The following is a 14,540-nucleotide window of genomic DNA, read 5'->3' as shown; positions in this document are numbered from 1 at the left end:
GTGCGCCCCGGCCCGCCCCTCGGGCCTGTCTCAGCGGCGGGCGGGCCGGCGCAGGACGCCGTCGCGGACCTCGGCGACCTGGTCGACGGCGGTGAGGTGGGTGGTGTCGTGGGTGACCAGGACGGTCGCGGTGGCCCGCCGGCGGGTGAGGCGGGCGATCAGGTCGACGACCGCGGCGCCCCGTTCGTGGTCGAGGGCGCTGGTGGGCTCGTCGACCAGCAGGACGGTGGGGTCGTTCATCAGGGCGCGGGCGATGTTGACGCGCTGGCGCTGGCCGCCGGAGAGCTGGTGGGGGCGCCGGTCGGCCAGGTCGGCGAGACCGACCGCGTCGAGGAGGTCGAGGGCGCGGGCCCGGGCCCGCCCGGGGCTCCGGCCGTCGATGACGGCCATGACCTGGAGCTGTTCGGCGGCGGTGAGCGAGGGCAGCAGGTTGGGCTGCTGGAACACGATGCCGATCTTGCGGCGCCGCAGGGCGGTGAGCTCGCCACGGCCCATGCCGGTGGTGTCGACGCCGTCGACGGTGACGGTGCCGGAGTCGGCGGTGATCAGTGTGGCGGCCACGGCCAGGAGGCTGGACTTGCCGGAGCCAGAGGGGCCGACCACGGCGGTCAGGGTTCCCCCGGGGACGTCCAGGGTGACCCGGTCGAGGGCGGTCAGGCGGGCGTCGCCGTCGGGGTAGGTGAGGGTGACGTCGGTCAGGTTCAGGCTCATCGGGCACTTCCCAGGGCGGTCAGCGGGTCGACGGAGGTGACGCGGCGGACGGACAGGGCGGCCCCCGCCGCGCCGAGGAGGATCGTCACGGCGGCGGGGAGCAGCACGGTGGCGGGGGTCAGGAGGAACGGCACGGCGGTGCCGGAGACCAGCGCGCCGAGGGCGGCGGCGAGGCCGGTGCCGATGAGGGTGCCGCCGGCCAGCAGGACGACGGCTTGGCCGAGGGCGTCCTTCAGGAGCACGGCCGTGGAGGCTCCGAGCGCCTTGAGGACGGCGACGTCGCCGCTGCGCTGGATGGTCCACACGGTGAAGAAGGCGCCGACGACCAGGGCGGAGATGGCGAACAGGAAGCCGCGCATCAGCTGCAGGGAGCCGTTCTCGGAGGTGTAGGAGCCGATCGCGGAGAGCGAGTCGTCCTTGGCGAGGGTCCTGGTGCCCGCGGCCCGGTCGGCGGCCGCCGTGTCGACGCCGGGGCCGGTGTTCAGCGCGATCACGGTCGCGGTCCGGGCGGCGGCGGGGCCGGTGCCGGTGCCGAAATCGGTGCCATCGCCGGAACCGGAACCGGTGCCATCGCCGAGGCCGTCGCTGGTGCCGGTCTCGGTGCCCTCGCCGGGGCCGGTCTCGGTGCCCTCGCCGGGGCCGGTGCCGGTGCCGGTGCCGGTGCCCTCGCCGGGACCGGTGCCGGCGGCAGGGCCGGGGCCGGTGCCGGGACCGGTGCCCGGGTGGGGTGCTGTCCTCGCCCAGACGTCGAGGCTGGTCCACACGACCGGGGTGTGGCTGAAGGAGGCGTCGCCCTCGACGGCGGCCACGGTCAGCCGCTGCCCGGCCAGGGTGAGCGTGCCTCCCGGCCGGACGCCGAGGTCGTCGGCGGCCGTGCCGGACAGCACCACCGACCGCTCGTCCAGCTGCCCGCCGTGCGGGGCGAGGCGGGACCCCGCCCGGACGCCGAAGGCGGAGACCGCGGCACTCCTGTCCCCGGCGGTGGCCCGGGTGGTGGTGATGCCCAGCGGCTCCGCCCACCGGACGCCCGGGGTCCGGGCCCACCGCCGCCACTGCTCCTCGGTGACCGTGGAGTCGGAGTACGAGACGTCCAGCCCGCCGCCGGAGTCCTGGAAGGCGATCCTGTCGGCGGGCAGGCCGGTGATCGCGGAGGTGTTCTGCCGGCCCAGCCCGGCGGTGAGGCCGGACAGCAGGCCGACCAGCAGGGTGATGAGCACGATGACGGTCCCCATCAGGGCGAAGCGCCCCTTGGCGAACCTGAGGTCTCTCCATGCGACGAACACGACTTCTGCCTGCCTCTTTCCGGCGGTGGAACGGGTGTGTCACCACCCTCGCCGCGGCCCCCCGCGCGGGCATCCGGCGCAGGGCGTCACTTGGCGGGCCGAAGGGCGGCGCCCGGCTTGTAACTTTCGGCGGAGGCCGACCGGCGGGACGGTTCCTTAGGCTGGAGGCACTGTGAACGCCGCCGCTCCCGCACTCACCCCGACCTCCCGGGCCCTCACCTGGTGCCTGCACCTGCTGGTCGTCGCCCTCCTCGTGCTCGCCGCCGGCCGTGCCGTGGCGGACGGCGGGCCCCGCGCGGCGGCGACCGTCGCCGCGGCCGCGGTGTGCGCCGTGGGGTACGCCGCCGGTCCGGCCCTGCCCCGGGTCCGCCGGTCCCGGCGGGCCGCGGCCTGCTGGCTGGCCGCCGTGGGCGCCTGCTGGCTGGTGCTGCTGGTGCTCACCGCCGACGCGGTGTGGGTGGCCTTCCCCCTGTACTTCCTGCAGACCCACCTGCTGCCCCGCCGTGCGGGCCTGGCCGCCGTCGGCGCGACCGCGCTCGCGGCGGTCGCCGCCTTCGCGGCCCACCAGGGCTCCTTCGCCCCCGCCATGGCGATCGGCCCGGTCCTGGGCGCCGCGGTCGCCGTCGCGGTGGTGTGGGGGTACCAGGCGCTGTACCGGGAGAGCGAACAGCGCCGCCGGCTGATCGAGGAACTCACCGCGACGCGGGCCGACCTGGCCAGGGCGGAGCACACCGCCGGTGTGCTGGCCGAGCGTGAACGCCTGGCCCGCGAGATCCACGACACCCTCGCCCAGGGCTTCTCCAGCATCCAGCTGCTGCTGCGCGCCGCCGAACGGGCCCTGCCCGCGGCCCCGGACACCGCGGCACGGCATGTCGGCCAGGCCCGCCGGGCGGCCGTGGACAACCTCGCCGAGGCCCGCCGCTTCGTCTCCGCCCTCACCCCGCCCGCCCTGGAGGAGGCCACCCTGGCCGGAGCGCTGGAACGCCTGTGCTCCACCACCTCCGCGCGGCACCCGGTCACCGCCCGCTTCCGCCTCACCGGCCGTGCCACGCCGCTGCCGACCGCGCACGAGGTCGCGCTGCTGAGGGTCGCCCAGTCCGCGCTCGCCAACACCGTCCACCACGCCCGCGCCACCACCGCCGAGGTAACCCTCGGCTACCTCGGCGACCAGGTGGCGGTCGAGGTCGCCGACGACGGCGTCGGCTTCGACCCCGGCCGGCTGGACGGCCCCGGCCCCGGCCCCGGCCCCGGGAGCGGAGGCTTCGGTCTGGCCGCCATGCGCGCGCGCCTGGACGACCTCGGCGGCACGCTCACCGTCGAGTCCGCTCCGGGCCACGGCACCGCCCTGGCCGCCCGGCTCCCCGTGACACCGGAGCCCCCCGCCCGCGACGACGGAAGTAAGGCCCACCGGTGACCGACGCACCCGTCCGGCTGCTCCTGGCCGACGACCACCCGGTGGTGCGGGCCGGGCTCCGCGCCGTGCTGGAGACCGAACCCGGCCTCACCGTCGTCGCCGAGGCGGCAACCGCCGAGGAGGCCGTCGCCCGCGCCGCGCGGGGCGGCGTCGACGTCGTCCTGATGGACCTGCGCTTCGGCAAGGGCATGGGCGGGGCCGAGGCCACCGCCCGGATCACCGCCCGGCCGGACGCGCCCAGGGTGCTGATCGTCACCACCTACGACTCCGACGCGGACACCCTGCCCGCCATCGAGGCCGGCGCCACCGGCTACCTCCTCAAGGACGCGCCGCCCGAGGACCTCGCCGCCGCCGTACGCGGCGCCGCCGCGGGTCGCACCACCCTCGCCCCCGCCGTCGCCGACCGCCTCATGGAGAGGCTCCGCACCCCCCACGCCACCTTGACCCGCCGGGAGACCGAAGTGCTCTCCCTGGTCGCCGAAGGGCTGTCCAACCAGGCGATCGGCCGGCGCCTCCACCTCACCGAGGGCACCGTCAAGTCCCATCTGGCCCGTGTCTACGCCAAGCTCGGCACCGGCTCCCGCACCGCTGCCGTGGCCACCGCCTCCGACCTCGGCCTCATCCGCCGCTGACCCGGGAGTGCGGCGCGGCTGGGGCGCGTTCCCGGCCGGCGGCCCTAGGCGAGCCAGTCCTGGGCCAGGGACTGCGCGACGCGCTCCAGCAGGGGGCCGGCGTTCGCGACGCTGCGGGTGACGTCCGGTTCCAGCGCCGCCAGGGGGTAGGCGCGGGCGATGCCGGCGTCCCGGAGTTCCCCGGGGGTGAGGGCGAGGCGGCCGCAGACGGCGACCACGGGGATGCCCGCGGCCCCGGCCGCCGCCGCGACGCCCGCCGGGGCCTTGCCCCGGAGCGTCTGCGCGTCCAGCGAGCCCTCACCCGTGATCACCAGGTCCGCCCGCTCGAGCTCCGCAGCGAACCCGACGACCTCCATCAGCACCTCGATGCCGGGCCGGAACCGCGCCCCCAGCAGCAGCGCCGCGTAGCCGAGGCCCCCCGCGGCGCCCGCCCCCGGCGCCTGTGCGAGGCCCTTGGCCCGGGTTCCCACGGCCTCCTCCATGACCTCCGCGTACCGCTCCAGGGCCGCGTCGAGCACCGCGACGTCCTCGGGCGAGGCCCCCTTCTGCGGCCCGTACACGGCGGCCGCGCCGAAGGGCCCGGTCAGCGGGTTGTCGACGTCGCTCGCGAGGACGAGGTCCACCGTCCCGTCGCCCAGCCGGGGGTCCAGGCCGGAGAGGTCGACCGACGCCAGTGCCCCGAGCGCCCCTCCCCCGGGCGGCAGCTCCCGCCCGTCCGCGTCCAGGAACCGCGCCCCGAGCGCGGCCAGCATGCCCGCGCCGCCGTCCGTGGTCGCGCTCCCGCCCACGCCGAACACCACCGTCCGTGCCCCCGCGTCCAGCGCGGCCCGCAGCAGCTCCCCCGAGCCGCGGGTGGTCGCGGTGAGCGGTGCGAGGACCCCGCCCGGCAGCCGCTGCAGTCCGCTCGCCTCCGCCATCTCCACCACGGCGGTGTCCGCCCGCACCGCGAAGGCCGCGCCGACCTGCTCCCCCACGGGACCGGTCACCCGCGCCCGGTGCCGGGTGAACCCGGCGGCCACCGCCGCGTCCACCGTCCCGTCGCCGCCGTCGGCGACCGGCAGCGGGGCCACGCCGACGTCCGGCGCCACCCGCCGCAGCCCCGCCGTGACCCGTTCGGCCACCTGGACCGCGGTGAGCGATCCCTTGAACTTGTCCGCGGCGATCAGCACCCGCCGGGCCTTCTCCACCACAACGCCTCCGCTCTCCGGCCACCCGTCGCAGCGACCTTAGGACGCGTCCGCCCGCGACCGCCATGGCCACGCACCGCTCTCGCTAGGCTGACCCGCGTGACCTCCCCCGACGAGGCGTACGCCGCCTACATCGCCGGCCTGCCCCGCATCCTGTGCGGCGCCGCCACCCTGTTCCGTGACGCCGAGGGCCGGGTGCTGCTGGTCGAGCCCAACTACCGCGAGGGCTGGGTGCTGCCCGGTGGCACGGTGGAGTCCGACGACGGCGAGACGCCTCGCCAGGGCGCCCGGCGGGAGACCGCCGAGGAGATCGGCCTGGACGTGCCGCCGGGGCGTCTGCTCGCCGTGGACTGGGTCCAGGCCGCCGTCCGCCCGCCGATCGTGGTGTACCTGTACGACGGCGGCGTGCTGGACGAGGAGTCCGTCGCCGCGGTGCGTCTGCAGGAGGAGGAGCTGCTGTCCTGGCGCTTCGTACCCCGCGAGGAACTGCCCCGGTACCTGCTCGGCTCCCTCCTGCACCGGGTGACGGCCGCCCTGGACGTCCTCGCCGACGGCTCCGGCCCGGCCGAGCTGGAGAACGGTCGCCGCGTCGACCGGCCGTCCCGCGAACCCGCGGCGGGGGCCTGACCAGGTTCCCCGGTGAGCTGTCGGCGAACGCCTGCGCGCCCGCCGGGCCGGCCGTGCAGGCTGGGGGCATGGACGTCATCGAGGTTCTGCCGACGCTGCGCATGCTCCGCTTCCCGGTGGGGGCCGCCTATCTGTGGCGGGACGGCGACGACCTGACCCTGGTCGACACCGGGACGGCCGACTGCGCCGCGCGGATCGAGGAGGTCCTGGACGGCCGCCTGCGGCGGATCGTGCTGACGCACTGGCACGAGGACCACACGGGCGCGGCCGCCGAACTGGCCGCCCGGCACGGTGCGGAGGTGGTGGCCCACCGGCTGGAGGCGCCGGTGATCCGCGGCGAGGCGGTCGGGGCGCCGCCGGTGCTCGAGGCGTTCGAGGTGCCGATCCGGGAGTCCCTTCCGCCCCTGCCCCCGGCCCCGCCGTGCCGGGTGGATCGTAAGGTGGAGGACGGCGACGTGCTGGAGTTCGGCGGCGGGGCGGTGGTGGTGGCGGTGCCCGGGCACACGGACGGGTCGATCGCGCTCCACCTGCCCGGGCCGCGGGTGCTGTTCACCGGGGACGCGGTCGCCAACGTCGGCCGGACCATGCTGGGCGTCTTCAACACCGACCGTGCCCGGGCCGTCGGGTCGCTGCGCCGGCTCGCCGGGCTGGAGGCCGAGACGGCGGTCTTCGGGCACGGCGACCCCGTCCCCCACGGTGCCGCGGCCGCCCTGCGTGCGGCGGCCGCGGCCGTCTGACGCAGCCGTCTCCCCCCTCCGGCGCCCGTGCGGTGCACGACCGTGCGGGCGGCGGGCAGCGGGCAGCGGGCGCGATAAGGGTTCGCGGCGTCCCGCCGTCCGGACCTACTCTCGGGCGCATGACCACGTCCACGCCCTCCCCCAGCCGTTCCTCCAAGCCGCTGGTCGCCGTCCTCAGCGGCGCCGGGATCTCCACCGACTCCGGCATCCCCGACTACCGGGGGCCCAACGGCGTGTGGCGGCAGGACCCGGACGCGGAGAAGCTGGTCACCTACGAGTACTACGTGAACGATCCGGAGATCCGGCGCCGTTCCTGGCGGATGCGCCGCACGTCGGGGCTCCTCGACGCCGAGCCGAACGCCGCGCACCGGGCGGTGACCGAGCTGGAGCGGTCCGGCGTGCCGGTCCGGGTGCTCACCCAGAACATCGACGGACTGCACCAGAAGGCCGGGATGCCGGACCGCAAGGTCCTCGAGCTCCACGGCTCCGTGCGCTCCGTCGTCTGCGTCCGCTGCCACGCCCGCGGCCCGATGTCCGAGGCGCTGGCCCGGCTGGACGCCGGCGAGGAGGACCCGCGCTGTCCGGCCTGCGGGGGTGTCCTGAAGCCGACGACCGTGATGTTCGGCGAGCGCCTGGACACCGAGGTGCTGAGCCAGGCGCTGGCGATCGCCAAGGCCTGCGAGGTCTTCGTCGCCGTGGGCACCAGCCTCCAGGTGCACCCCGCCGCCGGTTTCGCCGGGGTTGCCGTCGACCACGGGGCGCGGCTGGTGATCGTCAACGCGGAGGAGACGCCGTACGACGAGCTCGCGGACGAGGTGATCCGCGAACCCATCGGCACCGCCCTGCCCCGCCTGCTGCGGGACCTGGCCGCCTGACCGCCCTGACCGGGCGGCCGGGCCCCGTCAGGGCCCGGGCCCGGACCGCTGGCTCAACCGCCCCGGGTCGACTGCTGGTTGGTGCCGCCGTTGCAGGTACAGGTGATCAAGGTCGACAGCTGCCCGACGGAACCGGTCAGAACAGGACACCCGCGGCGGACGGCTCGGCGGCACCCGCGCCGGAGCGTTCGAACTCCAGCAGCCGCTGCTTGCGTTCCAGGCCGCCGCCGTAGCCGGTGAGCGAGCCGCCCGCTCCGATCACCCGGTGGCAGGGCACGATGATGCTCACCGGGTTGCGCCCGTTGGCGAGCCCGACGGCCCGGGAGGCGCCGGGGCTGCCCAGCTCGGCGGCGAGCTGCCCGTAGGAGCGCGTCTCGCCGTACGGGATGGCCAGCAGCCGCTCCCACACGGACCGCTGGAAGGCGGTCCCGTTCATCCGCAGCGGCAGGTCGAACTCCCGCAGCTCGCCCGCGAAGTACGCCTCGAGCTGCTCCACCACCGCGGGGAAGGGACCCTCGTCGGCGGTCACCCGCGCGCCGAAGGTCTCCTCGAGCGGGCGGTGCCGGTGCTCCGTCATGTAGAGCCCGCACAGGACGCCGTCCTCGGCGACCAGCGTCAGGTCGCCGTAGGGGCTGTCCGCCACAGTGTGCTGCTTCATCACTCTCATCCCTCGAAGTCCTTCACACCGGAAGGAAGTTGATCGGGTGGCTCTCGGTCGCCCAGAGGTACTGCACCGCGTACGCCCGCCACGGACGCCACGCCTCGGCGCGTGCGGTGAGCGCGGCGGGGGTGGACGGCAGCCCCAGCTCCCGCGCCGCGCGCCGGATGCCGAGGTCGGTGGGCAGGAAGGCGTCGGGGTCGCCGAGCGCCCGCATCGCGATGACGTCGACCGTCCAGGGCCCGAAGCCCGGCAGTTCCAGCAGCCGCGCCCGCGTCTCGGGCCAGTCGCTCTCCACGCCGAGCCTGAGCGTCCCGTCGGCCAGCCGTCCCACCAGGGTGGTCAGGGTCCCGCGCCGGCTGCGCGGCATGGCGAGCGACTCGGGGTCGAGGGCGGCCAGCGCCTCGGGCGACGGGAAGAGGTGGGTGAGCCCGCCCTCGGGGTCGTCGACGCCCTCCCCGTGCGCGGCCACCAGCCGGGCGGCGTGCGTGCGGGCCGCCGCGGTGGACACCTGCTGCCCCAGCACCGCCCGGACCGCGAACTCGGCCTCGTCCACCGTGCGGGGCACCCGCCGCCCGGGCGCCTTGTCGACGTAGGGCTGCAGCACCGGGTCGGCGCGCAACTGGTCGTCGACGGCGACGGGGTCGGCGTCGAGGTCCAGCAGGCGGCGGCAGCGGCTGATGGCGACCGTGAGGTCGCGCAGGTCGGTCAGGGTGAGCCGGCAGGCGACGTGGTCCGGCCTCGGGGCGAGGGAGACCACGCCGTGCCCGTGCGGCAGCCGCAGCGTGCGGCGGTAGGCGCCGTCCCGCCACTCCTCCACGCCGGGCACGGCGGTGGCGGCGAGGTGGCCGAAGAGGTTGTCCGGGTTGAGCGGCGCGCGGAACGGCAGCCGCAGCGACAGGGTGCCGCCGGTCGCGCCCTCGGCGGGGGCGGCCTTGTCCCGCAGCTGCCCCGGGGTGAGGGCGTACACCTCGCGCACGGTCTCGTTGAAGCTGCGCACCGAGGAGAAGCCGGCGGCGAAGGCGACGTCCGCCATGTTCAGCGCGGTCGTCTCGATCAGCATCCGGGCGGTCTGGGCCCGCTGAGCCCGCGCCAGGGCCAGCGGGCCCGCGCCGAGCGTGGCCAGCAGCTGCCGTTCGATCTGCCGCGTGCTGTACCCGAGCCGGGAGGCCAGTCCCGGCACTCCCTCGCGGTCCACCACGCCGTCGGCGATCAGCCGCATGGCCCGCGCGACGACGTCGTCCCGCTCGTTCCACTCCGGCGATCCGGGCGTGGTGTCGGGCCGGCAGCGCTTGCAGGCGCGGAAGCCGGCCTGCTGGCAGGCGGCCGCGCTGGGGTGGAAGACCATGTTCTCGGGCTTGGGCGTCATGGCCGGGCAGCTCGGCCGGCAGTAGATCCCGGTGCTGAGCACGGCCGTGAAGAACCACCCGTCGAACCGCGCGTCCCTCGACCGCACGGCCCGCACACAGTGCTCCACGTCCAGATGCATTCCGTTCCGCATGCCTCCAGCATCCGGCATCGCAAGGGGCGGGGCTGGCAGAAATCCGACATGGCCCTCGATCGGGGGACGGCCGGCACCGCCGCCGCCCCGGGCCGGTGCCTGTCCGGCGGACAGGCCTACGCGAACGGCTTGCGGTGGTCCAGGGAAATCGAACGGCGCCCCGCCCAGCGCCAGACGCGGCCCGCCGCGTCGCGGTCCTCGTCGGTGACCAGGTTGCCCATCCACCGCAGGGCGAGCCGCATCAGCAGCTGGGAGCGCATGCCCACCGGGCCGAGGGCCGGCAGCAGGCGCGGCACGGTCACCAGGCCGGCCAGGCGGCGGGCGACGGAGAACGCCTCGCCGTAGTGGCCGCGCAGGACCTCGGGCCAGACCACGGACAGGTCGTCGTGCTCCTCCATGATCCCGGCGACCAGCCTGCCGGTCTCCAGGCCGTAGTCGATGCCCTCGCCGTTGAGCGGGTTGACGCAGCCGGCGGCGTCGCCGATCAGCGCCCAGTTGGGTCCGGCGACGCCGGAGACCGCGCCGCCCATCGGCAGCAGGGCGGAGGTCTGGGCGCGCAGTTCGCCGCGCAGGGCGAAGTCCTCCCGGCACTGCTCGGCGTAGTGGCGCATCAGCGGCTTGATGGCCACGTCGGCCGGCCGCTTCGCGGTGGCGAGGGTGCCGGCGCCCAGGTTCACCTCGCCGTTGCCGAGGGGGAAGATCCACCCGTAGCCGGCGAGGGCCGCGCCGTTCTCGTCGCGCAGTTCGAGGTGGCTGCTGATCCACGGGTCGTCGGAGCGGTCGGAGGCGACGTAGGAGCGGCCCGCCACGCCGTACACGGTGTCGCGGTGCCACTCGCGGCCGAGGGCCTTGCCCAGCGGCGAGCGCACACCGTCGGCGACGACCAGGCGGCGGCAGAGCACCGTCTCGACCGGCGCGTCGTCCCCCTTGCCGACCCGGAACCGCACGCCGCGGACGCGCCCGCCCTCCATTACGGCGTCCAGCGCGCGGACGCCGTCCTGGGCCGCCGCGCCGCTCTTCATGGCCACCGTGCGCAGGTGGTCGTCGAGCTCGGTGCGCGGGACGGCGGAGCCCCAGTCGGGCAGGGAGCCGCCGGGCCAGCGCAGCAGCAGCGTCTGTCCGAAGCCGTGCGCGCGCAGGCCCTGGTTGACGGTGTGGGTGCGCAGCCAGTCCTCCAGCCCGAGCCGGACCAGCTCGGCGACGGCCCGCGGGGTGAGGCCGTCGCCGCAGGTCTTGTCACGGGGGAAGGTCGCCGCGTCGGTGAGCAGGACGTCCTTGCCGGCGCGGGCCAGCCAGGCGGCGGCCGAGGAACCGGCCGGGCCGGCGCCGACGACGAGGACGTCCACGGAGGTCGGGAGAGTCACGGGCTCATCCTCCCATCCCGCCGCGTGACGGCCGAAGGGCCCCGTGGCGGTCCTTCCGTCACTGGTCCGGCCGCGACCCCGGCGTCTCACGGAGCGAGACATCTTTGCCGGGAAGTGAGACGATCATGAGATCGTGCCTGGACAGCGCGGTACACGTCCTTCTTCCGGAACGACGCGTTCCGTCGCGCGGGCCGCCGACGACGGCGCCGGCGGCCTTCCCCTCGTGCGAAAGACCCGTGAACGACATGACCGAACCAGCACCCGCATCCACAGGCTCCGCGCCGACACCGGTCAACCCGCGGTCGCGCGTCCTCGTGGCCAGCCTCATCGGCACCACGATCGAGTTCTACGACTTCTACATCTACGCCACGGCCGCCGTCCTGGTGTTCCCCACGCTCTTCTTCCCGAGCGACGACCCGACGACCGCGCTGCTCTCCTCCTTCGCCGTCTTCGGCGCGGCGATGGTGGCCCGCCCGATCGGCGCGATGGTCTTCGGTCACCTCGGCGACCGGCTCGGCCGCAAGGGGACCCTGGTGGCCTCGCTGCTCACCATGGGCATCGCGACCTTCCTGATCGGTGTGCTGCCGACCTACGCGCAGGCCGGCTGGGTCGCCACCGCGCTCCTCGTGGTGATGCGGCTGGCGCAGGGCTTCGCGCTGGGCGGCGAGTGGAGCGGCGCCGCGCTGATCGCCACCGAGAACGCCCCCAAGGGCAAGCGCGCCCTCTTCGGCACCTTCCCGCAGCTGGGCGCCCCGCTGGGCTTCATCATCGGCAACGGTCTCTTCCTCGTCATCGGCGCGCTGCTGCCGTCCGCGGCCGGAGCCGACCCCTCGCAGCCCTCCGAGGCGTTCCTCGACTGGGGCTGGCGGATCCCGTTCCTGTTCTCCGCGGTGATGGTCGCGATCGGCCTGTGGGTGCGGATGCGGCTGGTCGAGGCCCCCGTGTTCACCCGCACCCGCGAGGCCGGCCTGGTCCGCAAGCTGCCGCTGGCCACCGTCTTCCGGGGCCACTGGAAGCAACTGGTGCTGGGCACCTTCTTCATGCTGGCGACGTACGTCCTCTTCTACCTGATGACGACCTTCTCGCTGAGCTTCGGCCGCACCCCGACGGACGCCGCCGTCCCGGGCCTCGGGTACGGCTACACCACCTTCGTGCTGATGCTGATCTTCGGCGTGCTCTTCTTCGCCGTCTTCACGCTGGTCTCCGGCCCGCTGGCCGACAAGTACGGGCGGCGTCGCACGCTGATCGGCGTGACGGCCTGCATCGTCGTCTTCGGTCTGGTCTGGGTCCCGCTGATCGGTCTGGGCACCCTGGGCGTGGTGCTGTGGCTGGTGCTGGGCTTCACGCTGATGGGCATGACCTTCGGCCCGATGGGCGCGCTGCTGCCCGAGCTGTTCCCGACCAGCGTGCGCTACACCGGCTCCGGCATCTCCTACAACGTGAGCTCGATCCTCGGGGCTGCGGTCGCCCCGTTCATCGCCGTCGCCCTGTGGGAGGCCGGTGACGGCTCGCCGTGGCTGGTGGGTGTCTACCTCTCCGCCATGGGCGTGCTGACGCTGATCGCGCTGCTCCTCGGCAAGGAGACCAAGGACGTCGCCCTGGACGAGGCCGAGGCCCCGGAGGCCGACGGCCGGGCGGGCGAAGCGGCCCCCGCGGCCGCCTCCTCCACCACCGTCTGACCGCCCACGCGGCCCGACACCACGCGGCCTGACCCACGCCACGGTCCGAACGGCACCACGTCCGGCCCGCACCAAGGCCGGGCCCGCACCGCACGGCGGCGCCCGCCCCTCTCCCGAGCAGGGGCGGGCGCCGCCGTCGTGCGTCGTGCGTCGTGCGCCGTGCAGTGTGCGTCGTGCGGCGGTCACTGCAGGGGCGAGCCGGGCTCCGGGAGGGTGACGGTGCGGTCGCGGTCGACCGCCAGCACGCCGTCGACGGCGGCCAGTGCGGGGAGCCGGTCCTCCGACAGGGTCCCCGACAGGGAGCCGAGCAGCGGCTGTTCGGCCGTCACGCGCAGCCCGGCCCGCCGCAGGGCCTCCACGACCTCGTCGAACCGGTCGGGGTCGACCGCCAGGACGACCCCGACGGTCCTGGGCGCGTCCGGCTCGCTCACGGGACCTGGAGCAGCCCGGATCCGACGTCCTCGGCGAGCTGCGGCAGCGGGTAGGCCCCGGCCAGCATCCGGTCGCGCAGGGCGTCCGCCGCCATCTCCGGGTCCGCCTCGGCGTACAGCGCCAGGGCGCCGGCGACGTGCGGCGTGGCCATGCTGGTGCCCATCAGCGACTGGTAGGAGCTGCCGGGCGCGGCCGAGAAGATGCCGACACCCGGTGCGGCGACGTTCACCTCGCCGCCTTCCCCGTTGATCGCGCCGCAGGAGAAGAACGCGGTGGCCAGGTCCTTGTTCAGCGCGGCGACGGCGAGGATCGAGGGGCAGTTCGCGGGCCGTCCGACCGGCCTGACCACTCCTGGGCGCCTGCTCTCGTTCCCGGCGGCCGCGACCATCACGGTGCCCAGGCGCAGGGCGCGCCTGGCGACCTGCTCGTAGGTCTGCGGGAAGAGCTCGCCGGGCTCGACGGACGCTCCGAGCGACATGGAGATCACCTTCGCGCCCTGCGACACGGCCCAGGACATCCCGGCCAGGATCTGGCCGTCGGTCCCGGATCCGCGGTTGCTGAGCACCTTGCCCGCCAGCACGCGGGCGTCACCGGCGACGCCGTAGCGGGGCGCGTCCGCCGGGTCGGCCGGGCCGGCGACGGTGCCGATGCAGTGCGTGCCGTGGCCGTTGCCGTCCTCGACGGCCTCGCCCTCGACGAAGGACGCGGTCTCCTCCAGGCAGCCGGCGAGGTCCGGGTGGCCGGTGTCCACCCCGGTGTCCAGGACGCAGACCTTGACGTCGCGTCCGGTCAGGGTGGAGAAGTTGGCCCGGATGGCCTGCAGACCCCAGGTGCAGGTCGTCTCGTCCCAGGTGGGGCCGCGGTGCGCGGTCACCTCCGCCCTGGCCTGGCGGGCGATCTGGTCGTCGTCGCTGCGGTAGGCCGGGTAGGAGTGCGTCACCGTGCGTTCCGCCTCGGTGATCATCAGCGCGTACACGTACCGCTCGGGCTCCGCCGCGACGACCGAGGAACTGGTCTCGGCGGCGGTCACCAGCGCATGCCGCTGGTCGGGGTCGGTGTCGACGACGGCGACCCCGAGGTTGTCGAAGAGCACCGAGGCGCCGGACGCCGCCAGCACCTCCGTGGCCTCGCCCGGGTCCGCTCCCGACACCGTCTCCACGCTCTGCACGCCGACCGCGGAACGCAGGCCCTCCATGCCCTGGCGCGCCTCGGCCTGGTCCAGCAGGACCACGTAGCGGCCGGTGTACGTCGGCTCGTTCCCTCGTGCTTCGGCCCGCTCCGGCTGTCCTCCGAAGGGTCCGCTCACAGGCCCGTTCATCGCCTTCTCCACTTCGTGCGCTGTCCGATGTGCGGATGTGCGCCGTTCGTGCGGCAAGGCTCGGGATCGTGTTCGGGTCCTGGCGGGTCCGCCACGCGACGGCGCGGTTGCCGTGTTCCGGC

General features: G+C 75.2%; 14 protein-coding genes. 6 read left to right on the top strand and 8 right to left on the bottom strand.

The window, feature by feature from the left end:
* Positions 1 to 30: 30 nt before the first annotated feature.
* Both Sfr03f_RS06705 and Sfr03f_RS30860 read right to left on the bottom strand, forming a co-directional pair.
* Positions 31 to 711 carry an ABC transporter ATP-binding protein gene (locus tag Sfr03f_RS06705; protein ID WP_108952740.1) on the bottom strand — a complete coding sequence of 227 codons (681 nt, stop codon included), beginning with the start codon at positions 709 to 711 and terminating at the stop codon, positions 31 to 33.
* Positions 708 to 1,994: an ABC transporter permease gene (locus Sfr03f_RS30860; RefSeq protein WP_108952739.1), complete on the bottom strand. Its 1,287-nt coding sequence runs from the start codon at positions 1,992 to 1,994 to the stop codon at positions 708 to 710. The genes Sfr03f_RS06705 and Sfr03f_RS30860 overlap by 4 nt, the downstream gene beginning before the upstream one ends.
* Positions 1,995 to 2,166: 172 nt before the next feature.
* Between Sfr03f_RS30860 and Sfr03f_RS06695 the strand changes: the two genes are divergently transcribed.
* A complete protein-coding gene (locus tag Sfr03f_RS06695) occupies positions 2,167 to 3,408 on the top strand; it encodes a sensor histidine kinase (RefSeq protein WP_108952738.1) in 1,242 nt (413 codons plus the stop codon).
* A complete protein-coding gene (locus tag Sfr03f_RS06690) occupies positions 3,405 to 4,040 on the top strand; it encodes a response regulator (protein ID WP_108952737.1) in 636 nt (211 codons plus the stop codon). The genes Sfr03f_RS06695 and Sfr03f_RS06690 overlap by 4 nt, the downstream gene beginning before the upstream one ends.
* A 44-nt stretch (positions 4,041 to 4,084) precedes the next feature.
* On the opposite strand, the gene Sfr03f_RS06685 is transcribed toward Sfr03f_RS06690, so the two are convergent.
* Positions 4,085 to 5,227 carry a glycerate kinase gene (locus tag Sfr03f_RS06685; protein ID WP_108953497.1) on the bottom strand — a complete coding sequence of 381 codons (1,143 nt, stop codon included), beginning with the start codon at positions 5,225 to 5,227 and terminating at the stop codon, positions 4,085 to 4,087.
* Between the two features lie 99 nt (positions 5,228 to 5,326).
* Here Sfr03f_RS06685 and Sfr03f_RS06680 point away from each other — a divergent pair, with 99 nt between their 5' ends.
* The 3 genes from Sfr03f_RS06680 (at position 5,327) to Sfr03f_RS06670 (ending at position 7,466) form a co-directional block, all read left to right on the top strand.
* On the top strand, positions 5,327 to 5,854 hold the full coding sequence (locus Sfr03f_RS06680) for an NUDIX domain-containing protein (protein ID WP_108952736.1): 528 nt from the start codon (positions 5,327 to 5,329) through the stop codon (positions 5,852 to 5,854).
* 68 nt (positions 5,855 to 5,922) lie between these two features.
* Positions 5,923 to 6,591: an MBL fold metallo-hydrolase gene (locus Sfr03f_RS06675; RefSeq protein ID WP_108952735.1), complete on the top strand. Its 669-nt coding sequence runs from the start codon at positions 5,923 to 5,925 to the stop codon at positions 6,589 to 6,591.
* 119 nt (positions 6,592 to 6,710) lie between these two features.
* Complete coding sequence (locus Sfr03f_RS06670; RefSeq protein WP_108952734.1) at positions 6,711 to 7,466, top strand: SIR2 family NAD-dependent protein deacylase; 756 nt, start codon at positions 6,711 to 6,713, stop codon at positions 7,464 to 7,466.
* A 136-nt stretch (positions 7,467 to 7,602) separates the two neighbouring features.
* Here Sfr03f_RS06670 and Sfr03f_RS06665 read toward each other — a convergent pair whose 3' ends face one another.
* The 3 genes from Sfr03f_RS06665 to Sfr03f_RS06655 all read right to left on the bottom strand — a co-directional run bounded on the left by Sfr03f_RS06665 (position 7,603) and on the right by Sfr03f_RS06655 (position 10,989).
* The gene (locus Sfr03f_RS06665) at positions 7,603 to 8,124 is read right to left on the bottom strand and encodes a methylated-DNA--[protein]-cysteine S-methyltransferase (protein WP_108952733.1); all 522 of its coding nucleotides are present in this window, start codon (positions 8,122 to 8,124) and stop codon (positions 7,603 to 7,605) included.
* Between the two features lie 22 nt (positions 8,125 to 8,146).
* The gene (locus tag Sfr03f_RS06660; protein ID WP_281262821.1) at positions 8,147 to 9,625 is read right to left on the bottom strand and encodes an AlkA N-terminal domain-containing protein; all 1,479 of its coding nucleotides are present in this window, start codon (positions 9,623 to 9,625) and stop codon (positions 8,147 to 8,149) included.
* Between the two features lie 116 nt (positions 9,626 to 9,741).
* Entirely contained in the window at positions 9,742 to 10,989 is a 1,248-nt protein-coding gene (locus Sfr03f_RS06655; protein ID WP_218028126.1) for a geranylgeranyl reductase family protein, read from the bottom strand.
* 245 nt (positions 10,990 to 11,234) lie between these two features.
* Between Sfr03f_RS06655 and Sfr03f_RS06650 the strand changes: the two genes are divergently transcribed.
* On the top strand, positions 11,235 to 12,668 hold the full coding sequence (locus Sfr03f_RS06650) for an MFS transporter (RefSeq protein ID WP_108953496.1): 1,434 nt from the start codon (positions 11,235 to 11,237) through the stop codon (positions 12,666 to 12,668).
* 182 nt (positions 12,669 to 12,850) lie between these two features.
* On the opposite strand, the gene Sfr03f_RS06645 is transcribed toward Sfr03f_RS06650, so the two are convergent.
* Positions 12,851 to 13,099 (bottom strand): hypothetical protein, encoded by a 249-nt coding sequence (locus tag Sfr03f_RS06645; RefSeq protein WP_108952730.1) that lies wholly within the window; start codon positions 13,097 to 13,099, stop codon positions 12,851 to 12,853.
* On the bottom strand, positions 13,096 to 14,418 hold the full coding sequence (locus Sfr03f_RS06640; protein WP_108953495.1) for a S8 family serine peptidase: 1,323 nt from the start codon (positions 14,416 to 14,418) through the stop codon (positions 13,096 to 13,098). The genes Sfr03f_RS06645 and Sfr03f_RS06640 overlap by 4 nt, the downstream gene beginning before the upstream one ends.
* Positions 14,419 to 14,540 lie beyond the last annotated feature (122 nt).

It is taken from the genome of Streptomyces fragilis (assembly GCF_003112515.1).
GTDB lineage: Bacteria > Actinomycetota > Actinomycetes > Streptomycetales > Streptomycetaceae > Streptomyces > Streptomyces fragilis.
This window is presented reverse-complemented; position numbering and strand designations above follow the sequence as displayed.